At 72.2% G+C, this 24,126-nt stretch carries 18 protein-coding genes and 3 pseudogenes; 6 read left to right on the top strand and 15 right to left on the bottom strand.

Annotated elements, in window-relative coordinates; genetic code table 11:
- The first annotated feature begins 159 nt into the window (after window positions 1-159).
- Window positions 160-648 carry an MSMEG_6728 family protein gene (locus F0344_RS33270; protein ID WP_185302302.1) on the top strand — a complete coding sequence of 163 codons (489 nt, stop codon included), beginning with the start codon at window positions 160-162 and terminating at the stop codon, window positions 646-648.
- 174 nt (window positions 649-822) lie between these two features.
- Here the strand turns inward: F0344_RS33270 and F0344_RS33265 are convergent, their stop codons facing one another.
- From F0344_RS33265 to F0344_RS33225, 9 genes and pseudogenes are all read right to left on the bottom strand, one after another.
- The gene (locus F0344_RS33265) at window positions 823-1,056 is read right to left on the bottom strand and encodes a hypothetical protein (RefSeq protein ID WP_185302301.1); all 234 of its coding nucleotides are present in this window, start codon (window positions 1,054-1,056) and stop codon (window positions 823-825) included.
- A gap of 168 nt (window positions 1,057-1,224) precedes the next feature.
- Complete coding sequence (locus F0344_RS33260) at window positions 1,225-1,854, bottom strand: DUF305 domain-containing protein (protein WP_185302300.1); 630 nt, start codon at window positions 1,852-1,854, stop codon at window positions 1,225-1,227.
- 101 nt (window positions 1,855-1,955) lie between these two features.
- Complete coding sequence (locus tag F0344_RS33255; protein WP_185302299.1) at window positions 1,956-2,210, bottom strand: hypothetical protein; 255 nt, start codon at window positions 2,208-2,210, stop codon at window positions 1,956-1,958.
- A gap of 62 nt (window positions 2,211-2,272) precedes the next feature.
- Entirely contained in the window at window positions 2,273-2,419 is a 147-nt protein-coding gene (locus F0344_RS33250) for a hypothetical protein (protein ID WP_185302298.1), read from the bottom strand.
- Between the two features lie 39 nt (window positions 2,420-2,458).
- Window positions 2,459-2,767 (bottom strand): annotated as a pseudogene (locus F0344_RS33245) (zinc metalloprotease HtpX); the annotation flags it as partial.
- A gap of 33 nt (window positions 2,768-2,800) precedes the next feature.
- Entirely contained in the window at window positions 2,801-3,079 is a 279-nt protein-coding gene (pspAA, locus tag F0344_RS33240; protein ID WP_185302296.1) for a PspA-associated protein PspAA, read from the bottom strand.
- Window positions 3,076-3,852, bottom strand: a complete 777-nt coding sequence (locus F0344_RS33235; RefSeq protein WP_185302295.1) for a PspA/IM30 family protein — start codon at window positions 3,850-3,852, stop codon at window positions 3,076-3,078. The genes pspAA and F0344_RS33235 overlap by 4 nt, the downstream gene beginning before the upstream one ends.
- Before the next feature lie 373 nt (window positions 3,853-4,225).
- Window positions 4,226-4,471 carry a DUF2933 domain-containing protein gene (locus F0344_RS33230; RefSeq protein ID WP_185302294.1) on the bottom strand — a complete coding sequence of 82 codons (246 nt, stop codon included), beginning with the start codon at window positions 4,469-4,471 and terminating at the stop codon, window positions 4,226-4,228.
- Window positions 4,471-4,797, bottom strand: coding sequence for an SHOCT domain-containing protein (locus F0344_RS33225; protein ID WP_185303001.1), 327 nt, complete (start codon window positions 4,795-4,797; stop codon window positions 4,471-4,473). Before F0344_RS33225 ends, F0344_RS33230 begins: the two co-directional genes overlap by 1 nt.
- 200 nt (window positions 4,798-4,997) lie before the next feature.
- Here F0344_RS33225 and F0344_RS33220 point away from each other — a divergent pair, with 200 nt between their 5' ends.
- Window positions 4,998-7,763 (top strand): heavy metal translocating P-type ATPase, encoded by a 2,766-nt coding sequence (locus F0344_RS33220; protein WP_185302293.1) that lies wholly within the window; start codon window positions 4,998-5,000, stop codon window positions 7,761-7,763.
- A 918-nt stretch (window positions 7,764-8,681) separates the two neighbouring features.
- Window positions 8,682-9,287, top strand: a complete 606-nt coding sequence (locus F0344_RS33215) for a response regulator transcription factor (protein ID WP_185302292.1) — start codon at window positions 8,682-8,684, stop codon at window positions 9,285-9,287.
- Here F0344_RS33215 and F0344_RS33210 read toward each other — a convergent pair.
- The 4 genes from F0344_RS33210 to lanKC all read right to left on the bottom strand — a co-directional run bounded on the left by F0344_RS33210 (window position 9,256) and on the right by lanKC (window position 16,120).
- Window positions 9,256-11,085 carry an ATP-binding cassette domain-containing protein gene (locus F0344_RS33210; protein ID WP_374940175.1) on the bottom strand — a complete coding sequence of 610 codons (1,830 nt, stop codon included), beginning with the start codon at window positions 11,083-11,085 and terminating at the stop codon, window positions 9,256-9,258. The two genes, F0344_RS33215 and F0344_RS33210, sit on opposite strands and share 32 nt — an antisense overlap.
- Before the next feature lie 107 nt (window positions 11,086-11,192).
- Window positions 11,193-12,971: an ATP-binding cassette domain-containing protein gene (locus F0344_RS33205; RefSeq protein WP_185302291.1), complete on the bottom strand. Its 1,779-nt coding sequence runs from the start codon at window positions 12,969-12,971 to the stop codon at window positions 11,193-11,195.
- Window positions 12,972-13,256: 285 nt separating this feature from the next.
- Entirely contained in the window at window positions 13,257-13,388 is a 132-nt protein-coding gene (locus F0344_RS33200) for a SapB/AmfS family lanthipeptide (protein ID WP_185302290.1), read from the bottom strand.
- Between the two features lie 65 nt (window positions 13,389-13,453).
- The gene (gene lanKC / locus F0344_RS33195) at window positions 13,454-16,120 is read right to left on the bottom strand and encodes a class III lanthionine synthetase LanKC (protein ID WP_185302289.1); all 2,667 of its coding nucleotides are present in this window, start codon (window positions 16,118-16,120) and stop codon (window positions 13,454-13,456) included.
- 295 nt (window positions 16,121-16,415) lie between these two features.
- Between lanKC and F0344_RS33190 the strand changes: the two are divergent.
- Window positions 16,416-16,778: pseudogene (locus F0344_RS33190) on the top strand (dihydroxyacetone kinase subunit DhaK); the annotation flags it as partial.
- Between the two features lie 215 nt (window positions 16,779-16,993).
- Here F0344_RS33190 and F0344_RS33185 read toward each other — a convergent pair.
- Window positions 16,994-20,485 (bottom strand): phosphodiester glycosidase family protein, encoded by a 3,492-nt coding sequence (locus F0344_RS33185; RefSeq protein ID WP_258050198.1) that lies wholly within the window; start codon window positions 20,483-20,485, stop codon window positions 16,994-16,996.
- Window positions 20,486-20,686: 201 nt separating this feature from the next.
- Between F0344_RS33185 and F0344_RS33180 the strand changes: the two genes are divergently transcribed.
- The gene (locus tag F0344_RS33180; protein ID WP_185302288.1) at window positions 20,687-21,187 is read left to right on the top strand and encodes an NUDIX domain-containing protein; all 501 of its coding nucleotides are present in this window, start codon (window positions 20,687-20,689) and stop codon (window positions 21,185-21,187) included.
- Here the strand turns inward: F0344_RS33180 and abc-f are convergent.
- Window positions 21,154-22,917 carry a ribosomal protection-like ABC-F family protein gene (abc-f, locus tag F0344_RS33175; RefSeq protein ID WP_185302287.1) on the bottom strand — a complete coding sequence of 588 codons (1,764 nt, stop codon included), beginning with the start codon at window positions 22,915-22,917 and terminating at the stop codon, window positions 21,154-21,156. The two genes, F0344_RS33180 and abc-f, sit on opposite strands and share 34 nt — an antisense overlap.
- 336 nt (window positions 22,918-23,253) lie before the next feature.
- Between abc-f and F0344_RS33170 the strand changes: the two are divergent.
- Window positions 23,254-24,024: pseudogene (locus tag F0344_RS33170) on the top strand (SAM-dependent methyltransferase).
- Window positions 24,025-24,126 lie beyond the last annotated feature (102 nt).

Raw genomic sequence — 24,126 nt, 5'->3', positions numbered from 1 at the left:
ACCCGACTACCGGACTCCCTGACCCCGATTCCCTGACCCCTGCTACCGGACCCCTGGCTACCGGGCCTCGCGCGTGACGTGGGCCCGGGACGGGGTGCGGGCCCGGGCCGGAGTGCGGGGCGGGGCGCGGGACAGTGTCCGCACGGGTAGACAGGCCGTATGCAGACTTTTCTTCCCTTTCCGGACTTCACGGAATCCGCGGCCGTCCTGGACGCCAGACGGCTCGGCAAGCAGCGGGTGGAAGCGCTGCAGGTGTTTCGCGGTCTGACCGTGCCTGGGTACGGCTGGCGCAGGCATCCCGCGGTCCGCATGTGGGCGGGTTACGAGGAGGCGCTGGTCCGGTACGGGCTGGACATCTGCGCCGCGTGGACGGCCGAGGGGCGCCCGGACACCTGTGCCGCGACCCTGATGTCGGACTTCCTGGCCCATCGGCCCGGTGCGCTCGTGCGCTCACAGGCACGGCTCGGCGCGGAAGGGGAACTTCCGCCCTGGCTCGGCACACCCGAGTTCCATCGCAGCCATCAGTCCGCACTGCTCCGCAAGGACCCGGACCACTACCGCGGCCGGTTCACCGGAGTCCCGGACGACCTCCCTTACGTATGGCCGCCGTCGGACCGGGACCCGGAACCGGGACGCCGCCCTCGGTGACGTCAGCAGTGGTAGCCGCTCCGTGAGTTCCTGCCATTCCTCGGGCGTACGTCCGCGCGCGCCGCCGCCCTACCGGTGTCGAGGCGCCGGTCCGAGTGACCCGCTACGGGGGCTGCTGCCGCCGCGTCTTGCGGTCGGGGCGGTCCACGTCGACGACGGTGACGCCGGCCGCGGTCAGCACCCGGGCGAGCTCGGCGCCTTAGGCACCCGTCCCCTCCACCCGACCGCGGTCAGGGCGCCATGGGCACGCATCCACTGCAGCAGGTCACGACAGCCGCGGATGGTGGCCTCGGACTCGCGGTCGGCCAGGTGCCGGCCGACCGAATCGATCACGGCGGCGTGGTGGGTCAGGCCGTGGGTGTCGACTCCGCCGGTGATCTGCGGGCCGTCGTTCGTCATGCTGGTCATGTCCGTCCTTGCCGCTTGTCCGAGCCGAGGGCGGCACGCGCCGGTCGGGCGGGCGGACAAGACAGTGACGGGGCTTATGCGACAAGTTCCTATGACGGGGACCGTCCCCGACCTGTCCGCTTGCCCGCTTGCCCGCGACATAGGGCCTGCCTCCTGCGCCCGCCGAGGTCAGCTGGTGCCGAGCAGCTCCCGCATCTGGATGATCTCCGCCTTCTGGGCGGTGACGATGTCGTCGGCGAGTTCCTTGGCGGGGCCGTAGGCGCCTTTCTTCTTCTCGGTCTCGGCCATGACGACGGCACCTTCGTGGTGCTTGATCATCTGGGTGAGGAACATGGTGTCGAAGGTGTTGCCGGAGGCGCCGCGCATGTCGTCCATCTGCTGGTCGTTCATCATGCCGGGCATGGACGAGGCGTCACCATGGTCCATCCCGTCCATCCCGTCCATGCCCTGGGGGACCTCTTCACCCCAGGCCGTCAGCCAGGCGGACATGGTCGCGATCTCCGGTTCCTGCGCCTTCTTGATCTTCTCGGCGAGGGCCTTGACGTCCTCGGAGGAGGCCCGGGTCTCGGCCATGTCGGACATCATGACGGCCTGGCGGTGGTGCGGGATCATGCCCTGTGCGAAGTCGACGTCTGCCTGGTTGCGCTCGCCCGCCGGGACCGAGATGGACGTGGTGGGGCTGGGGGAGGTGGCGGCAGAGCCGTTGCCGTCGTCACCGCATCCGGTCAGGAAGAGCGCGGAGACGGCGACGATGGCCGCCAGGGCGGTACGGCGGTGCAGGAATCGGGTGGTCCTCATGTACGGCTCCTCGGATCGAAAGGATCAGGTCATACCTGACATACCTGTACGCGCTGGACACTTCCTGCTTGCAGGCGCCACGCCGTCCAGGTGTCTGCTCGTCATGACGTCCGTCCGGTGCGAGCCGGGGCGATGACATGGCGGAGCAGAGCGGTGGCGGCGAGGGTGAGCCCGGCAGGCCAGGGCGATGAGCAGGGGCCGGTTTCGTCGAAGCCGGGGGTGACGGCGGCATCGACGAGGACGCGGGTGGAACCGTAGCCGGGCAGGGCGTGCGCCCAGGTGGGTGGGTCGGGCTGGAGCATGGGGCTCTGCTCGATGCCCAGGTCGATGAAGGGCAGCAGGAAGGCGATCAGCACCCCACCGACGCGCCCGAACAGCGGACCGAGGAGGACGCCGATGAGGCCGTAGGTGAGGGCGATCAGGATGTGCGCGGCGATGTAGAGGCCCCGTTGGCGGGCGTCGAAGACGGTCGCGTCACCGCGAGAGAGGCGGCGGTGGCCAGCAGGGCGTCCTCGGTGGGGATGCGGGCGATGTCACCGCTGACCTTGGTCAGCGCCGAGGCCATGACGGACGGTTCCGGCGGTCAGCATCGCCGCGGCCAGAGCGGCACGTCCATGTCGGAGACCGCGACCTGCGGTTTCGGTATGTCCGTGCTCGTGCACAGCCGCTCCACGACGCCATGCAGTGTGGCTGTTCCTCGGCCGTGACGGCCGCGCGTGGCGTACAGGGCGATCCGGTCGGAGTACCAGAACTGAGCCCCCAGCAGGGCAGCAGCGGTGACGCCCACCAGGACGACGGACTTCAGCAGCACGATCAGCGCGGCGATGAACGCCACGTACAGAGCACCGAGCAGGAACATCCTGACCGCCATGCGTGCGGTCAGCTGCCGGTCGGGCTCGAAGCGGCTGCGCATCGTCATCCCCGCATCGGTCCGTCCCCCAGTCCGTCACCCTGGGATCAGACCTTCGGCGGACAGCAGCTCGCGTACCTGCGGCAGGCTGGTCGTCTCGTCGGGAAGCACCAGGTCCGACGGCGTGATCGTCTCGTTCGACAGCGGTGTGCCAAGGCTGCGTACGGCGTCCAGCAGAGCCGACAGGGCGGAGGCGAACGCCGTCTCGTCACCCGCGTCGGCGGCTTTCTGCACGGCGGAGTCCAGGTGGTTGAGCCGGTCGAGGTGCTCGTCGGTGATGTCGTACTGGCCCTCGCCGAGAATCCGCATGATCATGACTTCTCCTCCTGCTCCGGTCGGGCCTGGGCGGCTTCCACCGCCTGCGGGGCGGACCGGGCGGAACCCGCCGGCAGTCGTGCCTTCATCCTGGCCAGTTCGAGCTCCACGTCCTGGCCCGTGGTGACGCGCTCCAGCTCGGCCTGGATGTCGTCCCGGCCGGCAGGGAGGGTGGCGTCGTCCAGCGCACCGGAGGCGATGAGTTCGTCGAGCGCGCCGGCGCGTGCCTGCAGTTGCTCGGTCTTGTCCTGGGCGCGCTGCATGGCCAGCCCCACATCGCCCATCTCCTCGCCGATGCCCGTCACGGCCTCGGTGATACGGGTCTGGGCCTCGGCCGCGGTGTAGCCGGCCTTGATCGTCTCCTTGCGGGTCCGGAAGGCGTCCACCTTCCCTTCCAGCCGCTGTGCGGCGAGCGTGAGCTTGTCCTCCTGATCCTTCAGCGACGTGTGCTGGGCGTCCAGGTCGGTGATCTGCACGGCCACGGCCGTGCGGCGGCTGAGTGCCTCGCGGGCCAGGTCCTCACGCCCGGCGGCCAGCGACTGCTCCGCCTGGCCCTGGAGCTTGTCGGTGGACTGCTGGAGGCGATTGAGCTGGAGTTCGACCCGATTGCGACTGGTGGCCACATCGGCCACCCCGCGCCGCACGCGCTGCAGCATCTGCAACTGCTGCTCGTAGGAGTAGTCCAGGACCTCACGCGGATCCTCGGCCTCGTCCAGGGCCTTGTTCGCCTTGATCCGGAACAGGTTGGTGACGCGCTGGGTGATGCTGGTCATGGTGACCTCCTTACCGAGCACCACTTCCATTGTCCGGGCGAGAGTCATGCGCGGCAGTTCGATCACGTGCCGTGGTGCCCCGTGCTGGTCAGGACCTGCTCTCCCGGAATGAGGTGCTGCTCTCGGGTGGCGGGGACGTACCGAAGGGGTGATCTCGGCGGCGTACACCGAGGCGGAGGCGATGGTGGCGGGCGTCCCACACCCCCAACCCGCCTCCCGCGGCGGCGGGCCGGGGGCGGGAAGCGGCTCTCGGCGGGGGCGACCATGCACGCGAGGCCGTAGATAATCGCGGCCAGGATCAGTGCGCCGAACAGGACGGCTGCCGACACGCTCATGGCGCCGCCTCGCCCTGTTCCGGGCGGGGCCGACCTGGTCAAGGCTTAGCAGGTCCGGGTGCTGATGGTGGTCGTGCCCCGCGCAGCGGATCGCGCTCGTCCATGGACCGGTCGTCCCCGTAGCCGCCGCGCATGCCGCGCATCATGAGGAACATCATCAGCGGGCAGGCGGCGACAACGGCCAGGAGGGCGAGCGTCCCCAGGGGGACACCGAGCGCCGACGCACCGACGAACGCGATGGCGAGCGCGACCGCGTACACGCCGTGACTCTTGTTGTTGTGCATCACGGCGCCTTCTTCCCGAGACGTCCGTTCCCGGCCGCGTGCGGTCCGCGGGTCGGCGGCGGATGCTGGGGGAGTGGACCGGAGACGCGCAGCGCGTCCAGGCGCCGCCGGTACTCCTCCTCGTCGATCTCGCCACGGGCGAACCGCTCCGCGAGCAGTTGTTCGGGCGAGGGTGCGGCGGGGCTTCGGGTGGGCTCGGTGGCGCGGCCCAAGGCCCGGAAGAGCAGGACGGCGGCGGTGATGATCACAGCCCAGAACGCAATCATGCCGACCGACATCACGAACCAGCCCCAGCCGCTGACATCGTGGTCGAACCAGAACATCATCACGATCATCTCCCTGGTGAGCTGGACCGCGGAGCGGGAGCGCGCTGACCGCCCAGTCGTTCACCACCATCCTCGCCCCTCATGGGCCGTGCGGTGCAGGGCCATGTGGTCCCGAGCCGGTGGCCGGTCAGCACCTATCCGGTACAGGTGGCCGCGAGGGAAGCTGGAAGGAAGCGAACACGCAAGAGGGGCGATCTGCCATGAGTGTTGGCAACGTCGTGGTCGTGATCCTGGCCGCGGTTGTGATCGGAGGGCTGGGCTGGTTCTTCTTCGGCCCTCGCAAGGCACGCACCGCCCAGCTGGACGGTGGAGTGCAGCGGGTCGAGGTGACTGTACGGGGCGGCTACAGCCCGAACGTCATCAAGGTCCGCCAGGGGGTGCCGGTGGAGCTGGTCTTCGACCGGCAGGAAAGCGGGGAGTGCACCAGCCGGGTCGACTTCCCCGACCTGCGGGTCAGTGCCGGGCTGCCCGCCTACACCCGCACCACCGTACGGGTCAGCCCGGACCAGGCGGGCTCGTTCGGCTTCGCCTGCGGGATGAACATGATCCACGGCACGCTGCTGGTCGAACCCGAGGACGGCCCTGGTACCACGGAGGTCACCTCGGGTGGCGGGGGCCGGGGCACGGCTGCCTCCACCGCTGCGGGGCCGGACCTCGGCGTAGGCAGTGGAGCCGAGGCGGAGGAAGCCGAGGCCGCCGAGCGGCAAGCGGAGATCTCCGATCTGACCCGCCGGGTCGCCGTCGGTGCCGTGCTCACGCTGCCGGTGCTCTTCGCCGTCATGGCCCACGAGCTGTTCGGCGCCGACTGGGTGCCGGGCTGGCTGCTCAACCACTGGCTGCAGCTCGCGCTGATCACGCCGGTGATGTTCTACACCGGCTGGCCGATCCATGCCACCGGCTGGCTGACCCTGAAGCACCGCGGCGCCGATATGAACGCCTTGATCACCCTGGGAACCACGGCCGCCTACGGCTACAGCCTGCTGGTCACCCTCGCCCCCGCCCTCCTGCCCGAGGACGTACGGGAGGTGTACTTCGAGGCGGTAGGGGTGATCCTCACCCTCATCCTGCTCGGCCGCCTGCTGGAAGCACGCGCCAAGGCGGGCACCGGCGAGGCCATCCGTTCCCTGCTCGGCCTCCAGGCCCGCACCGCCCGTGTGATCCGCGACGGCGCCGAGGCCGAGATCCCGGTCGAGGACGTCACGGTCGGCGACGAGGTGGTGATCCGTCCCGGGGAGAAGGTCCCGGTCGACTCGGTGGTCCTGTCCGGGTCCTCGGCGGTGGACGAGTCCATGGTCACTGGCGAGCCGATGCCGGTCACCAAGCACGCCGGGGACACGGTCATCGGAGCCACCGTCAACACCACCGGCTCCCTGCGGGTACGGGCGAGCAAGGTCGGAGCCGACACGATGCTGGCTCAGATCATCCGCCTCGTGCAGCAGGCCCAGGCGTCCAAGGCCCCCATCCAGCGGCTCGCCGACGCGGTCTCCGCCTACTTCGTGCCAGCCGTCATCGCCATCGCCGTCGCCACCTTCGCCCTCTGGTACACGACCGGACCGGCCCCCGCCCTCACCCTGGCTCTGGTCTCCTCCGTCGCGGTGCTGATCATCGCCTGCCCCTGCGCACTCGGCCTGGCCACGCCCCTGTCCGTCATGGTCGGTACGGGCAAAGGCGCCCAGGCGGGCATCCTCATCCGCTCCGCCGAGGCCCTGGAGACCGCCCACGAACTGGACACGGTCGTGCTGGACAAGACCGGCACGGTGACCGAGGGCAAGCCGGTCCTCACGAATGTGCACACCGCCGACGGCTTCCAGGAAAGCGAGCTGCTGACCCTGGTGGCTGCAGCCGAGGCGGACAGTGAGCACCCCCTCGCGGGCGCGATCGTCACCGGGGCCCGTGACCGCGGCCTCACCCCGCCTGCGGCAAGCGGCTTCGACTCGGTCACCGGCAAGGGCGTCCAGGCCACCATCGACGGCCACACAGTCCTCGTCGGCACCGCGCGGCTGCTCGCCGATGCCGACATCGACTCCGGCGCCCTCACTCCGATCGCCGCCGGCTTCTCGGCCGAAGGCAAGACACCTGTCCTCACGGCGGTCGACGGCCGGCCCGCCGGCGTTCTCGCCGTCGCCGACACCATCAAGGACGACTCCGTCCAGGCCATCGCCGCCCTGCACCGGCTCGGCCTTCAAACGGTCATCATCACCGGCGACAACGCCCGCACCGCGGCCGCCATCGCCGCACAGGTCGGCGTACACCGTGTCCTGGCCGAGGTCCTGCCCGAGCACAAGGCCGACGAGATCCGTCGGCTCCAGGCCGAGGGCCGCACCGTGGGCATGGTCGGTGACGGCATCAACGACGCCCCCGCGCTGGCCGCCGCCGATGTCGGCCTGGCCATCGGCACCGGCACCGACGTCGCCATCGAGGCCGCCGACATCACCCTCATCACCGGCTCCCTGACCGGCGTCGTCACCGCAATCCAGCTCTCGCGCGCCACCATGCGCAACATCCGGCAGAACCTGTTCTTCGCCCTGATCTACAACGCCGTCGGGGTGCCGCTCGCCGCAGGCGCCCTCTACCCGCTGTGGGGCATTCGCCTCAGCCCGATCATCGCCGCCGCCGCGATGGCCCTGTCCTCCCTGTCGGTGGTCACCAACGCCTCCCGCCTCCGCCGCTGGCACACCAAGCCACAACCGGCCGCCACAGCGAAGCGCGTGGAGCCCCAGGTGGAATCCGCAGCCGACCGAACCCCGGCCCCCACCGCGACGGCAGCACACGGACATCACCCCGAGCCCGAGCCCGCCATCGGCGAAGAGCCCCGGCCGGGCCCCCAGGACAGTGCGGTCGACCCGGTCTGCGGCATGCACCTCGACCCGGCAACCGCCGCCGAACGGCGCGACACCCACAACGGCCGCTACTTGTTCTGCTCAACGGAGTGCGCAGCCGCCTTCGACGCCCACCCGGACCATTAACGTCCACTCAGCTCAGAGCGCCGATACGGAACCAGGGCAGGACCGCCGGATCTGAGTCACGACGTCGCCGCCCAACGGGCGTCGCCATAGGAGAGCGCCGGCCAGGCGCACCTATAGGGACTTTGCTGTCGCGTCGGGATAATTGGCCATCTGCGGACCGGAACTCCGCACTGTACTTCGAGGGCCTTGCCACGTGGATCTACACCTTCCAAGCTCAACAAGATCCATTGTCAGGCGTGTCCACACCACGGGGATCACCTCAAGCCCCCGAGGGCGGTGACCCGAGCCGCTCCGAGTGCCGGCGCGAGCCACGCGACGGCACCATGACCGGACTCGTTCGGCTCATCCGCCTGCCCGTGGCGGCCGTGCGCACGGGTATCGAAGTCGTCTGCGTCGGCTGGCTCCTGGGTGGAACCGGCGGGGCCGGGACCGTGCCAGTTGCAGGGTTTACGGGCCCCTCATCGGCTATTTTCTGCCACTCGAAGTCGAGGCGTTCCACGACGTGGTCAAGGCGTGCATTGAGGTCCACGGGGCAGGGCACGCTTGGGGCCCGCACGCCGTACGCCGTACGCCGCCCACGGGCGGGTAGCCGGTACCCGCGTAGCCGCGCACAGGGGAGGCGTTGCGGCGGAAACGCGGTGTCGATCGAGAAGGCGGTAGGGCGCTTTGGCGGGTCCTCATGGGCTGTGGGGGCGAACCAGCTGCTCGGTGATGGGAGTCGGCGAGGGTTCCGGGCGCCTATGTGCGCTCCCGTCGTACATCCGAACGCCCCCGTCCGCGCCCAGCAGGCGCGTTTTCCCGCCCTTTCATCGGCGTACCCGAATAGTCATGCGCTCAACTGGAGACGGTCACTGGACGCGCACGCGTCATCGCGTTCCGCGATACGCGGGCTAGGAGAGAAACGATGAGGGCGGATTGATGACGACCGTGCTACTGATCCACACCGTGCCTTTGTGGCGCGCATCGCTGGCTTCGTTGCTCGGCACGGCGGAGGGAATCGACGTGACCACGGCCGCGCGGGGCGGGATACGCGCGGCGTTGGGCCGGCCCGCCCCGGACGTGCTGCTCACCGACCTCGACTGTCCGGGGGCCCTGGACATCCTGGAGGAGGTGAGCTCGATGGCCACGCCGCAGGGCGGGCCGTGTCCGCTGGCCGTACTCACCCGGAGCGACGGCCCACGGAGCCTGCGGCGGGCGTACGAGGCAGGGGCGCGCGGCTACATCGACAAGTTCCGGTCCGGGGACGACCTGTCCGAGGTGATGCACAAACTGGCGGACGGCGGTCGGCATATCGACGAGTCGCTGGCCTTCAGTCTGTTACAGGTGGCCGACATGCCGTTGTCCCCACGCGAACTGAGCGTGCTCTCGCTGGCCGAGGGCGGTGACACCGTGACCGGCATAGCCGCCGGGCTCCATCTGGCACCGGGCACGGTCCGCAACTACCTGGCCGCCGCCATCAGGAAGTCGGGGGCGCATAATCGGCTGGACGCGATCAGACGGGCGAAGGAGGCAGGGTGGATCTGACCCCGGCCGAGGGGCCGCCCTCCCTCACCTCCGGTTCCCACAGTCCGGCGAGGTCCTGGTACAGGGCGCAGGAGCGCAGGAGTTCGGCGGGCGTGCCGCACTGGGTGTGTGGGCCGTCCATCACCAGGATCCGCCCGGCGCGCCGGGCGGAGCTGAGCCGGTGGGCGATGACGACCAGCGCGCCCGACCGGTCGGCGAAGGCCAGCTCGGCGCGGGTCTCGGCGGCCGGGTCGAGGCGGCTGGTGGCCTCGTCGAGGATCAGGAGCGGCGGAGCCGCGAGGTAGGCCCGGCCCAGCGCGACGAGCTGCCGTTCCCCCTGGGAGAGCCGCTCCGGGTCCAGCTCCGCGTCCAGGGAGCCGAGCCGGGAGAGCAAGTGGTCCAGGCCGAGCACGTCGGCCATGGCGGCGATCTCCCGGTCGCGGACGTCGGGGCGGAGGTAGCGGAGGTTGTCCCGCAGCGAGCCGCTGAACACGTACGCGTGCTGAGGCAGCAGGACCCGCAGGGAGGCGGCGTCGTCCGATCTCACCGGCCGGCCCCGCCATCGCACCTCGCCCCCGGTGGGCCGCTCGACCCCTGCGAGCAGGGCGGCCAGGGTCGACTTGCCGCTGCCGCTGGGGCCGACGACCGCGAGGTGCTCCTGCGAACCGATTGTCAGGGAGAGCCGGTCCAGGACGGGGTGGGCTCCGGGGCCGTACGCGAAGGTGACCCGGCGCAGTTCGGCGATGGGACCACCGGGCGGGAACAGGGCATCGGCCGGCACGGGCGGCCCGGCCGCCTCGTGGGCGCGCGACGGCGGGACCGGACCGCCGTCGGATGCGGGCGGAGCGTGCCCCGCGGGCGCGGGCTGCGGGTCGTCGGCGGGCGGGGGCGGGGCGTCCGTGAACCGGTCCAGGACCACGACCAGCCGCCCCCCGACCGTGGCGAGCACCGTCATCAGTGCCTGGACCGCGGGGGCCAGCGCCTGGGTGAGGTAGGTCAGCGCACCGACCAGCGCGCCCGGGGTGAGGCCGTTCCGCAGCAGCCAGGGCGCTGCCAGGAGCAGCAGGAGCGGCGGGAACCGGCCGCAGACCGCGAGCGCCAGCACCCGTACGGCCGCCCAGCGGGCCAAGGAGCGGGAGGCGGCAAGCTGCGCCTCGGCGAGGGTCCGGGACTCGGCCACCGTGCGCTCGGCGGCTCCGGCGGCGGCGATGTCGCGTACGGACGCGGCGAGCTGGCCCGCGTGCGCGGCGTACGCCTCGTCGGCGGTGAGGTAGTCGCGCTGGCGGGCGGCCATGGGCAGGAGGGTGCCGAGGAACAGGCCGGCTCCCAGGAACAGGGGCGGCAGCACGATCAGGAGGAGGGCGGGCGACAGTGCCAGCAGGCCGACGACGGCTCCGGCCGCCGTGAACACGAACGACCGCAGCGTCAGGACGAGTCCGGCCCAGCCGTCCCGGGCGATCTCACTCTGGTGGGTGACCTGGGAGAGAGACCTCGTGGTGACGTCTCCGGGACGCGCGATGGCCCCGGAGAGCGCGCGGGACACCGCGCGCCGCACCAGCCCGTCGCGCAGCGGCTCCACCAGGTCCGCGAGCCGGGCGAACACCCCGCGGGTGGCGAGCCGGGCGGGCAGCACGGCCGCCGCGGCGACGGCCAGCCATAGGAGGCCGGTGAGCGGGCGCCCGGCCAGGAAGCCGTGGTCGAGTGCGCGGGCGACCCCGAATCCGCTGAGGAAGGTCTGGGCTGACTCCAGCAGGGACCAGCCGGACAGCCGCAGGATCACCCCGGTGCGGGCCCGCAGGAAAGGCCGCGCGTCGCTCACGACCCTGCGCAGCTCACCACCGCTCCCCGGCCCGGCGGCGGACGCGCCCCGGCCCCGCGCCCCGCCGCCCCCGCGCCACAGCGCTCCGGCCGGCCCGCGACCGCCCTTCACCGGGCCTCCGTTCGGGGGCCCGCGGCGGTCCACGCCTCCGCGCGGGAGCCGGGGGCGGTGGGCGTTCCGGTGGGGGCGTCCGTGCGGAAGATCTCCCGGTAGTCCGGATCCGACCACAGCTCGTCGTGCCGGCCCGTACCGCGGACCCGGCCCTCCTCCAGCCACAGGACCCGGTCCGCCCGCGCCGCCGAGGCCAGTCGGTGGGCCACGATGACGCGGGTGCAGCGCCCGGCGCGCGCGTCGAGGGCGCGCCGGACGTGGTGCTCGGTCACGGTGTCGAGGCTGGACAGCGCGTCGTCGAGGATCATCAGTCGGCCGGGGTGGGCGAACGCGCGTGCCAGGCCGAGGCGTTGGCGCTCACCGCCGGAGAGCGGGGCGTCGGCGACGGGGGTGCGGTAGCCGTGCGGGAGCAGCGCGACGAACCCGTCGGCGCGGGCCGCGCGGGCCGCCGCGCGTACGGCCTCGGGCGAGGCGGTCCAGGGCCCGAAGGCGATCGTGTCCTCGACGGTGGGGCCGGGCAGGGCGGGCCGGGCGAAGGCATACGCGACCTCGCGGCGCAGCTCGGCCGGTTCCATGCCGTCCATGGGGACGCCGTCCAGCAGCACAGTGCCGGTGTCCGGGTCGAGCAGCCGTCCGGCGACCGCCGCGAACACCGATTTGCCGGAACCGGAGCGCCCGACGACGGCCAGGGACGTGCCGCCCGGAACGGTCAGGTCGACGCCGGTCAGCAGTGCCCGCCCGTCCTGTACGACCCCGACGCCCCGGAGTTCGAGGCGTCCGGGGGCATCGGGCACGGGGGCCCCGCCTCGGTGCGGCAGCGGATCGAGGGTGAGGAGGGGCTCCAGGGTGCGGGCCGCGGCGCGGCTTCGGGCGAGGGCGCCGAGCGCCCCCGTCAGAGCCCCGATGCCGACGGCGAGACTCGCGTAGCGGGACGCGGCGACCAGGTCGCCGACGCCGATCGCGCCCGTGCCGAGCCGGACTCCGCCGACCGCGAGGACCAGCAGCATGAGGAGGGGCAGCAGCAGGGCGCTCTGGCCGGTGGCCCGCCCGTAGACGGTCCAGGTGCGCCGGCCGTGCTCCGCGAGGGTGCCGAGAGGTTCCAGGACGCGGCGGTACTCCCGCGCGCCGGTGCGGGCCGCGCGGATGGTGTCGGCCCCGTCGAGTGCCTCGGTGAGCCGATGGGCGATGAGAGCCTGGGCCTGCTGGTAGTCGGCCCCGGCGTCGGCGGTCCGGCGGGTGAAGGTGCGCAGCAGGGCGACGAGGAGGGGCGCGCCAAGAAGGAGGGCGGCGGCCGTCCACACGTCGATGAGGAGGAGCCCCGCGATCGCGCCGGCCGGGAGCAGGACGCCCGCGACGGCTCCGGCGGCGGTGACGGGCGCGGACGCGGCGTCGGCCGTGCGGGCGGTGAGCCGGGCGGTGAGGTCCCCGGTGGGCACGGCGAGGGCGCGGCGTGGTTCGGCGGCCAGGACGCGGGCCGCTGTCCGGGTGCGCAGCGAGGCGGTGAGCCTGGCGGTGGTGTCGGTACCAACCACCGCCGCGGCGGCGTCGAACCCGGTCTCGGCCAGGACCAGGGCGGCGCACAGCAGCAGTCCGCTCCAGGGCGGAGGGCCGCCGGAGACGAGCCGGTCGACGGTGTGGCCGAGGGCGGCGGGCAAGGCGAGGGCGGCGAGCGCCCCGCCGGTGGAACAGAGGAGGAGGCAGAGGAGGGCTACCGGGTGTTCCCGGGCGAGCCGCCGGGTGCCGGACGCTGTGCCGGTGGGGGGGTGCAGCCGCACGTCGTCGTCCTTCCGGCCGCTGGGGCCTGTAGTCGAACTGCCGCCTGCTGCCTGCCGTTTGTCGCGCGGCGCGGCGCGCGGTGACCGGTGACCGGCGCCCACGTTCGCGGTGTTGCCGTAAGGCCCGGGCCTCAGGGTTCTGCCAGGAGCCTCGCCGGCGCTCGGAACTCGTCCGGCGCTCGTACGGACACCGCCGGCCCCGGGCGGAGAAACCGCCCAGGACCGGGGTGCGCGTGGACCGGCCGGTCCACCGACAAGATCATCGGCGGACCGGCCGGCACCGGGTCACGGGGTGCAGAGGGTCAGGCTGAGGGAGCTGTGCTCACAGACCAGCAGCGAGACCTGGCTGCCCGTGGCGAGCTCGCCGAAGGATTCGTCGGCCGAGGTTTCCATCGCCTGAAGGTCGAGAAGTGCCATGATGTGTCCTTTCGAGGACTGTTGATAATGAACGGTGTGTTGCAACGGCCCTGATCAGGGCCGGTTCATGGGGCCGCCCGTGCGGCCGGGTGCGCCGCCGGGGCGGCGGCGAGGAAGGGGAGCGTCGTGGGTGTGCCCAGCGCGCCGCCCAGGGCGAGGAGACAGCCGGCGGTCCCGGTGGCCAGGTCCATCGACAGGCGCATGAGCTGTTCCCCGGGGAAGGCGAGGCCGCCCGCGTAGGTCAGGGCGTGGCTGCCCAGCAGGCTGGTGTGGCGGGCGATCGCGCGCTCGCGGGTGGCCGCGTCGCACAGTGGGGTGGCCGCGAGGTGCATGAGGAGTCCGGCCGAGCCGCGGAGCAGTCCGGGCTGGACGTAGAAGGCGGAGAGCGCGGCCGGCAGCAGGTCACGGCCCGCCGCTTCGAGGACGGGGTCCGGGCGGTGGGCGAGGTAGGCGTCGATGACCGCCGCGATGCCGGCACTGCCCGCCCCGAGGTACGGCATCAGCCGTTTGCCCTCGACGACGAGGAGCGCGCCGTCGTCCCCGGTGCGGCACCGGTCCAGGTCCCGGCGCAGGGCGACGGCCGCCAGATCGAGCAGGGCGGCGTCCCCGGTGGACGCGTAGCGGCGTATCAGCAGCAGCGCGATGCCGCTCGCACCGTGCAGCAGGCCGGTACGGGGCGAGGGCGGTCCGTCGGTGAGCGCGCGCACGGCAAGGGCGGTGCAGCGGTCGGCGGCGGCGGCCAGTCGGGGGCTATCGGTGACGGACGCGGTGCGGGCCAGGTCGTCGAGGGCGAGGCCGATCCCCGCGTACCCGCTGTGGAGCCCGGGTGACAGGTCCTGAAGAGGCTGGTCGAGGATGATGCGGAGCAGGTCGGCGGCCTCGGCGGAGCGGCCGATCCGGTCGAGGGTCCAGGCGATGCCGGTGAGACCGTCGTAGAAGCCGAGCGGGCTGCCGGACGCCGGGTCCTTGGCATGCCGCAGCAGCCAGTCCTCGGCCGGCGCGCAGGGCGGGGAGCCCGTCTCGTGCAGGGCGTAGAGCACTCCGGCGGCCCCGTTCGCGAAGGACTGGCCGCCGGTGACCGTGGCGAACTGGGCGATGTCCCCGGGGAAGCAGCGGTCCGTGCGCTCCGGTGTGCAGGAGGCGGTGATCGCCCGGACCATCGCCTCACGGCTGCGCGGCCAGTCCCCGGGGGCGGGCGGGGCCGACGCGGGGTCCGCGAGGGTCAGGTGCGGCGCGGTCACCACGGGGGCCGTACGCGGCACGGGTTCGTCCCGAACACCGGGCGACGCAGGGTCGTCCGGGGAGCGCAGGATCTCCGTCACCGCCGGGCGGAGGGCCTCCTCGGTGACGGGGAAAAGGCGGGCCGCCTCGCGTGCGAGGCCGACGGCCTTCGTGCGGTCGATTCCGAACAGCGTGGTCAGCGGCAGGTATAGGGCGAGCCGCAGACAGGCGAGCGCGTAACGGTCGATGTCGGTGCCGCGCCGGTCGGGCGGGGCGACGAAGGCCGGGTTGGCGACGATCTGGCGGCGGCGTTCGGCGGCCGGGGAGGCGGCCTCGAAGTCGAGCAGGACGATCCTCGACGTCTCCTCGTCCACCATGACGTTGCTCATGTGCAGGTCGCTGATGACGATGCCCCGGGCGTGCACCGCCTCGACGGCCCGCTCCACCTGCCCGTACATCCACGCGGCCCACCGGGCGTGTTCGGCGAGCTGTTCGGGCTCCGGGTGCTGCCGGGCGAGCGGGAAGCGCCGGGCGAAGACGGTGTTGAGCGTGGTGCCGGGAATGTGCTGGAGGACCAGGAAGTGGTGGTCCCCGACCTCGAACACGTCCCTGACGGCCGGTACGCAGTCCAGACCGGCCAGTTGTTCCAGAGTGGTCCGCTCTCGCTCCAGCCGGGCCACCGCGTCGGCCCCGTCGGCGGCCAGACCGGCGTACGGGCGAGCCTCCTTGAGGACGATCTGCTCGCCGGTGCGGGTGTCGCGGCCGAGGTAGACCCCTCCGCCGTTGGAGAAGTGCAGCGCCTTCTCCACGGTGTACGGGAGGTCCGCGATTCCGACGGCGGCGCGGGCTTCGAGGTGCGGCGTCAGGAATCGGGGCGGGGTCACCCAGGAGGGGACGCGGAAGGACGGTCCCCGGTCGTCGGGGACCAGGCGGCCCTGCGGATCGGCGACGGCGGGCACGGGCCGACCGTCAGGACCGGAGCAGAAGCGGGCGGCGAAGGCCCCGTACCGGGTGTGCACGGGCCCGTTTCCGCACCGCAGGTCGCTCAGGATGTACGGGCCGTGCTCGCCCTCCAGCAGACTCATCAGAGCCGTGCACACCTCGGGGAACGCGTCCTCCGACGGCGGGTAGACGGTGATGAACTTGCCGCTGCCGGCCCGGTCGGCGTACTTGGCGTTGCGCAGGGCCAGCAGGCCGGGGCTCGGTACGCACTTGAAGGCCAGCCGGTGTTCCAGGCAGTGGGCGACGACCCGGTCCAGCACCGACGCGGCGTTGTCGAGGGCCGCCGAGACGTGGATCTTCCAGCCCTGGGGCGGCAGTCGGAGCCCTTCGGGGCTGTACGACAGCCAGTCGCCGCGCCGGGAGTGCGACCATCCCTCGGGTGCCATGCCACGGACCGAGGCGTAGAACGAGCCGTCCTCGCCGGGGAGTTCACCCGATGTGAGGGAGCGGTAGGGCGCGTCGTAGAAGCGGCGGTCCGCCTGACAGTAAGCGGCGTACTCCGGATTCACGCACGGTCCCCTCGCTCGGCTTTGCCATGACGGGAGAGAAACTGTCACAACGACCGGGGGCTCCCATAGTCACCGATGTCACCACTCACACATGTGCGCGAACCATGCGGAGTACATCGCCTTCCGGTGCGTTCCGTGCTTTGTCCAGGCGGGGAGGGGTGCCGACGCATGCATCAGGGGGCGTGCGCGGGGCGCTTTCGAACCCAGCTCACCGCACCCCGCACACCCAGCGTCTCCCCGGCCGCCGTACGGAAGAGAGCACGGAGCGTCCCGCCCCGGCGGGCCGGCCCGGCATCTGGTGCGTGCCGCGGCCGCGGTGGACAGTGGGGCCGGGGTGCTGTTCGTCGTGAAGAACTGCACCGGTGACGTCCTCAACTTCACGATGGCGGCCGAGCTCGCCGAGGACGAGGGCGTGCGGGTGGCGCAGGTACTGATCGACGACGACGTCGCGGTGGTCGACAGCTCCTTCACGGCGGGGCGGCGGGGTACCGGATCGACTCTGTTCGTCGAGAAGATCGCCGGGGGGCTCGCAGAAGAGGGTGCGCCCCTGGAGAAGGTGGCCGCGGTCGCCCGGCGGGTGAACGAGTCGTCCCGGAGTCTCGGGGTGGCGCTGAGTGCCGTGACGACGCCCGCCAAGGGCAGCCCGACGTTCGATCTGCTCGCCGAGGGGGACGAACTGCCCGAAGGGGCGCGGCTGGTCGACGCGCCGTTCGTCGAGGGTGCTGTGGCCGCGGTGGTCACCGCGTCCGCCGGTGGTGATCTGGCGGCGGTGGAGGCGGCGGCTTCGGAGGCGTACGGCTACCGCAAGGTGTAGGTGTAGGAGTTGCTCGGCGCGCCGCGGGGCCGGGAGGCGTCTCCCGGCCCTGCGGCCCGTCAGGCTGCCGAGGCGGCCTCCTCCGCGGTGATGCGGATGTCCGCTCGGCTCGTCGTGCCGTTGACCGTCACCGCGAGCGTCACCGCTCCCGCGCGCAGCGCCGTCAGGGTGCCGGTGGTGGGGTCGAGTACCGCCGTGTGGCGGGGGCGGGCGCCTGACTCCGTGCCGATGTGGACGTTCGGGGACGCCGTCCAGTCGGCGCTGAGCGGGAAGGTGACCGGGACACGGCGCGCGCCCTGGGTGACGGTCGCGGTGACCTCGACGCGCTGCCCCGTGGCGAGCGCCGACGGCGCGTCGAGTGCGAGGGCGTCGACATGGGCGCGGGTCTGCGCCGAGACCCAGTCGGGGGCTCCCTGCCATGGGCGGTGACGGGCCGCGTTCTGCTCCTGCGGGGTGACCCGGTCCGCACCGATGAGTGACCAGCCGGTGAAGCCGCCCTCGTCCGCCGGGCCTGCCGGTGCTTTGCCCGCGTTGCCGTTGATCAGGTACGGCACACCGTCGACGTGCGAGGCGTGGAACACCCCCACGTGGCTGCCGATGAGGGCCGCGCCCTTGCCGGTCGTACGACGGAAGTCGGCGAGCCACCGTTCGACGAGGGCCGCCTCCTTGCGGTCCCCGAGCTGGCTGCCCTTCTGCACGGTCGGGTCACGCGGCGGGACGTGCTCGATCAGTATGACCGATCCGACGCCGGTGTCCCGCGCGGCCGCGTCCAGTTGTTCGCGCAGATGCTTGATCTGGGCGAATCCGCCGCCCCGCAGACTCAGGCTGGAGGTGTCCAGCGTGATCATCCGGGTGCCCTTGTGGTCGAAGGTCCGTCGTGCGGGCCCGAATTCGGCGACGAAATTGTCGATCTTCCCGCCCATCACCTCGTGGTTCCCGGGCACGTAGTACCAGGGCAGCGAGTCTCCCAGCTCCTCGGTGAGTATCCGCCGGGCGAAGGCGAGGTCGGCGGGCGATCCCTCGTCGACGAGGTCGCCGTTGATGACGAGGAAGTCGGGTGCCGCCGTCTTGATCTCGCGCAGGGTGCGGCGGGCCTGGGCGACGATCGGACTGTTGGGTTCGCGGGCGACGAACTGGGCGTCCGACATCACCGCGAACTGCCAGTCCCGGCCCTCGGTCACCGCGGCCGGATCGATCAACGGGTTCTCGGCGGAAGGCTGTTCGGGCAGGGCGACGGTGGGCGGCACCTGCGCGGTCAGGTCGTCGACGACGATCTCGCCGGTGTACTGCCGGGCAGCCGCCGTCTCGGCGAGATAGAAGCGGAACACACTCAGTGGCGTCGCGGCGCCCGCCGGTACGGCGAAGGTGACCTGCCGCCAGCCGGTCCAGGTGACGAACGGGCCGCGCAGCAACTGGTCGGAGCCCGCCGCGTCCTTGAGGTGCAGTGTCGGCCAGGCGCCGTTGCCGTCACCCCTGATCCACATCGAGTACGACTGCGGCTGTCCGGGCACGACGACGGGCTGGGGCGGGGCCGCGTAAGCGGCGCGGGTGGCCGTCGACCGGGTGAAGTCGTACGTGAGCTTCAGCCCGGTGCCGGTACGGCCGTCGGGCGTCGCGGCGAGGGAACCGCTCGCACGGGCCTGGCTGAACTTCCACGACGCGGCGTCGTCGAAGGCGGAGACGGCCTGCTCGGTGAGACCGACGCTGACGGCGAGGGCGGTGGTGGTGCCCGCGACCGTCGCCCGGATCTGCCCCGCGCCGCTGCCGGTGCGCGAGATGACGGTGAAACCGCCCCGGTCGTTGTCGCGGACGTCGAACAGCGCGTGGTCGTAGTCGAGGGTGACGTCTCGCGGTTCGACGGGCGCGCTGGTGCCGTGGGCGTCGAGTCCGACGATGCCGAAGGTCCCGGTGGCATCCGCGTCGGCGAGGCCGACGCGCCGGGTGGTGGGCTGGATCCGGGCCAGCTCGTCGAGCACGGTCAGCCGGGTGCTGCCGCGGGCGGCGCCGCGCTGGGCGACGACTTCGGTGGTGCCGCTGCGGCGGGCGGTGAAGAGACCGGTGCTGTCGGCCCTGCCGACGGCGGAGGCGACGGTGTTCCAGTGCGGGGTTCCCGCGGCGGGGCCGTAGGTCTCGTCGTGTCCGTCCGCGGTGAGCTGCCTCGTCAGGCCGGGGAAGACCCGTTCGGGGTGGCCTCCTCTGACAGGGTCGTCGCCGGGCGCGGCACCGGCCGGGGTGCGGGTCTCCACCCAGAAGCCGTCGAGCCGGCCGCTGCCGTCGGGTGCGGTGAGGGCGAGTCCGTTGGGGACGGTGCGTTCGCTGCCGTCGGACGGGCTGTTCTCCACCTCGAGTGCGTCGCTCCCCGGCCGGCGCGCCAGGAGGGTCGAGGAACCGCCCCCGTCGAGGTTGAGCGCGCTGTAGGAGCCCGCGCGGAGCATCATCGTCGCGAGTTCCGTGAGGGTGACGCCTCCGCTGTCGGCCTGCCGGCCGTCGACGGTGATCACCTGCATGGTGCGGCCGTCCCTGGAGAAGCCGACGGCGGTACGGGGCGCGGCGGTGTTGTTGCCGCCGCCGTCATGGTTCTGTGCCACACCGTCCACGACGAGGAGTTCGCGGCCCCCGACGGCGGTCCGCGGCACGGTAGCGCTGTCGGTGCGGGCCCGGTACTCCATGGACACCGGGTCGCCGGGTCGGAGGGCGGACAGGAGGGCGGCGCCCCCTTCACGGCCGACCAGGACCGTGGTGCCGTCGGGAACGGGCCCTGATCCGGGGGTGTTCGACACGGAGACGACCCTGCCGTCCCGTACCGCCGCCTCCGCGACGGGCGTCGCCGCGTCCACGGTCAGCGCGCGGTCGGCGCTTCCCCAGGCCGAGGTGTACGCGCCCACTCCCCCGGCCGGAACGTTCGCCGCGTTGTACGCGGTCAGCGGGTGGCCGCCGGAGGGGAGCGTGAGGGTGCCCTCGAAGTACAGCTCCAGGACGCGGCCCGCGCTCTCCGGGCCTATGCCGACGGCCCGGTGGATGCCGGGCGCCGGGGAGTGGACCATCGCACCGTCCTTGACACCCGGCCCCTGCGGAGCGCCGGTCTGGTTGATGTCGAAGAAGTCCGCGTTGATCGCCGCGACGGTACGGCGGCCTTCGCCCGGGTCGTGGGCCGCGGCGAGTTCGGAGACCGTACGGCGCTCGGCGACCTTGCCCGTGGAGAGGTAGTCGGCGCGCACCCCGCTGCCGTCGAGATCGACGGCAAGGGTGTCGACCCGCAGCCACTTGTCGGACTCCAGCCGGTCGTACGAGGTGAGCCGTACGCCGGGGGCGACCGGGCGGGAGCTGCGCGCCGTCTCGATGCCGTCGCCGTCCACGACCGACGTCGCTCCGCCGTCCGCGTTGCTCGCGGAGGGCGGAGCGACGGGCCGGAGGATCTCGGCGGCGTCCGCAGGGCGGGGATCGGGGTTCGGATCGGCGGTGGCTGGTGTGATCGCCCCCGCCACCGTCGCGGACAACGTCACGAGCAGTACGAGTGACCGCACCACGGTGCCGGATCTGCAAGTTCCCACAAGTCCTCCTGGAATGCAGCGTGTTGCGCGGGCGGTAAGCGCTGTCGGCGGACAGCATGGCCGGACGCGGGGCGGCGCACCAGAGGGCGGCAGGGACACCGGGGGGAACAGTTCGCGGCAGGCGGGTGGCCTTCGTGGTCATCCGGAGCGGCCCGTGTGCCCAGGTGGCGTCGCCCGGTCCCGGCCAGCAGACTTGACGGCATGTCGACGGGCAAGCGTAGTGCGGGACTTCTCCTCTTCCGGGTCGTGGACACGGAGGAGGGTCCGGATGCGGAGGTTTTGCTCGGCCATATGGGTGGCCCGTTCTGGGCCGGCCGGGAATCGGCGGCCTGGTCGGTGCCCAAGGGCGAGTACACCACCGGGGAGGAACCGGAGGCCGCTGCTCGCCGGGAGTACACGGAGGAGCTGGGGCTGCCCGTTCCTGACGGAGTGTGGGTGCCCCTCGGCGAGGTACGTCAGGCGGGCGGCAAGACGGTGACCGTGTGGGCCCTGGAGGGCGACGTGGACCCCGCCCTGGCCGTGCCCGGGACGTTCACCATGGAGTGGCCCCGAGGGTCCGGCGTCCAGCGGGAGTTCCCCGAGATGGACCGGTTCGCCTGGTTCGCTCCGGCCGAGGCCGCGGAACGCCTGGTGGTGGGCCAGCGCCCCTTCCTCGGCCGGCTGCGCAGTCACGTACGCGGCGAGGGCGCTCCCTCGGCCTGACTCTGTTCGGGTGACGCGACCGGCCGGCCCGCGCGCAGTTCGAGGCGGTCGCCGGTGAAGCGGCCGCGGAAGCCGCGGTCGTGCGAGACCACGACGACGGCTCCCCGGTACGCGGCGAGCGCCGCCTCCAACTCCTCGACGAGCGTCAGCGCGATGTGGTTCGTCGGCTCGTCGAGCACCAGCAGATCGGCGGGCCTGGTCACGAGGCGGGCGAGGGCGAGCCTGCGCTGCTGCCCGACGGAGAGGTCAGCCACGGGGACGTACAGGTCCTCCTCGCGGAACAGCCCGAGTGCGAGCAGGTCGTCCCCGTACTCCTCGGGCGGTCCCGGCCGGCCTGCGGCGAACGTCGAGAGGAGGGACCTGCGGGTCACCCTGGCAGGGAGTTCTTGTGGCAGATACCCGATCCTGGCCTTGCGCCGGACCGTGCCCGTGTCCGGTGCCAGATCCCCCGCGAGCACCCGCAGCAGCGTGGTCTTGCCCGCGCCGTTGGGTCCGGTGACCAGGAGCCGCTGTCCCGCGGTGATGCGCAGCCGGGGCAGGTGCAGACGGTCGCCGACGGATACGGCTTCGAGCTCGGCGACCGGCGGGCCGGAGGAGGCCCCGTGCGGGTCGCCTGCCGCCCGGGCCGGTTCGCCCGTGAAGACGAGTGGTTGCGGCGGAGCGGGCACCGGGGTGGCGAGCAGGGCGTCGAGCCGCGCCCTGGCCGCTCTGACCTGCCCGGACAGTTTGGACTCATGGGACCTGCGGTGCTTGCCGAAGCCCTCCCCCGGATCGCCGCCGGTTCCGGAGAGCCGCCGCCCCGCGGCCCCGATCAGAGCCTCCGTACGGGCCACCTCGGCCAGCCACTCCTGGTGCTCCTGGGCCCGGCGCCGACGGACTGCGGCCTTCGCGGTGCGGTACGCGGCCCACCCGTCCCCGTACCGGGTGACGCTGCGCAGATCCCTGTCGACCTCCACGATCACGGTGGTGATCCGTTCCAGGAACGTCCGGTCGTGGGTGATGACGACGAGGGTGCCGCGGTGGGCACCGAGGTGGTCCTCGAGCCAGCCGACGGCCCTGCTGTCGAGATGGTTGGTGGGCTCGTCGAGCAGCAGCAGCTCGGGGGCGGCGGCCAGGACGCACGCCAGCGCCAGTCGGGACTGCTCACCACCCGACAGGGTGCCGAGCGCGCGGTCCCGGCCGAGGTGGGCGAGCCCGAGACCGTGCAGGGCCGCGTCGACCCGGGCATCCGCCCGGTATCCGTCGCGCTGCTCGTAGGCCGTCAGCAGGTCCCCGTAGGTGTCGAGTTCCGCTTCCGTGGGCTCATGGGCGGCCAGCGCGGCTTCCGTCGCGCTGATCCTGCGCTCCAGTTCGCGTAGTTCGGCGAGCGCCACGTCCACGGCGTCCCGCACGGTGTCGCGGGGGCCGAGGCCGAGAGTCCGGGACAGGGTCTGGGCGAGGTAACCGACGGAGCCGGGGAACCGCACGGTGAGTTCCCCGCTGTCCGGGGTCTCCGTTCCGGCGATGAGCCTGAGCAGAGTGGACTTCCCGGAGCCGTTCTCGCCGATGACGCCGGCCCGCTCGCCGGGGCGGACGGTGAGCGAAACGTGGTCGAGGACGGGCCGTTCCCCGTACGCCTTGGAGACGTCCTTCAAGGAGAGCTGGGTCCGGTCGCACGTGGAGGGCCCGGCGGAAGCGGGACACCCGGACGCGGTGGGGTGCTCGGGCGTAGGGGGGCGTGCGGGTGACATGGGTTCTTTTCCCTGGGGTGAAAAGGCCTGAGCGGCACACGGAACGCGCTGCGGGCGGGGTGCCGTGCAGCGGGAAGCGGCGTCCTGGCCGAAATCAGCGGAAGAAGTAGTACGAACCCATGGGGCCCATCGTATCCGCATGGGTGTCCGCGCCTGCGCGTCTTGTGCACAGGGTTCTGTACGCAAAGTGAACTCCTCTGCTACACAAGGGAGTTCGCTGAAGACGCGCCCGGTGCGGGATTAGGTTGTGGGAGTCATGAGTCACACCTCGCGACCGCACCAGGAGAGAGACGAGTGAGCAGCGACGCACCGGACGGCGGGACCGCCGAGCAGATCATGCAGCGCATCGACACCACTCGGCCGCACACGGCCAGGATCTGGAACTACTGGACGGGTGGCAAGGACAACTAGGCAGGGGACCAGATCCGCGCGCTGCATCCCGGAATCGGCGACTACGCGCGTGCGGACCGGCTCTTCCTCGGCCGTGCGGTGCGTCATCTGACGGCCGAGGCGGGAATCCGGCAGTTTCTGGACATAGGGACCGGCCTGCCGAGCGCGGACAACACGCACGAGGTGGCCCAGCGGGTGGCGCCGGAGTCCCGGGTCGTCTACGTGGACAACGACCCGCTCGTACTCGCCCACGCGAGGGCGCTGCTGACCAGCAGTGCGGAGGGAGCGACCGCCTACCTGGAAGCCGATCTGCGTGATGTGGACGCGATCCTCGACCGGGCCTCGCGGACGCTGGACCTCACGCGGCCCGTGGCCCTCATGCTGCTCGGGGTGGTCATCTTCATCGAGGACGACGAGGAGTCGTACGCGCTGGTCCGGCGCCTCCTGAACGCGCTGCCCGCCGGAAGTCATCTGGTGCTCTCGCACACCGTGACCAGCCCCTCGATGCCCGATGTGGACGACGCTGTCGCGTTCTGGAACGAGCACGGCACGCCCAAGCTGACCCAGCGGACCCCGGAAGCCGTGGGCCGCTACTTCGACGGGCTGGAACTCCTGGAGCCGGGTGTCGTGTCGTGCTCGCGATGGCGCCCGGACGCGGAGGCGGGGCCGTCGCCCGAGGAGGTCGCGATGTTCTGCGCGGTGGGCCGCAAGGGGTAACCCGGTTCGGCCCGGGACCACGCACGGGGCCGTACGCCCGGCGGCGACGGCCCGTACGGTCCCGGAAGGGGCCGGAGGTCAGCCGTGGGGCAGGATGACGGC

This window comes from Streptomyces finlayi (genome assembly GCF_014216315.1).
Taxonomy (GTDB): Bacteria; Actinomycetota; Actinomycetes; order Streptomycetales; family Streptomycetaceae; genus Streptomyces; species Streptomyces finlayi_A.
The sequence above is the reverse complement of the archived record's forward strand: the minus strand, read 5'-3'. Positions and strand labels throughout refer to the sequence as shown.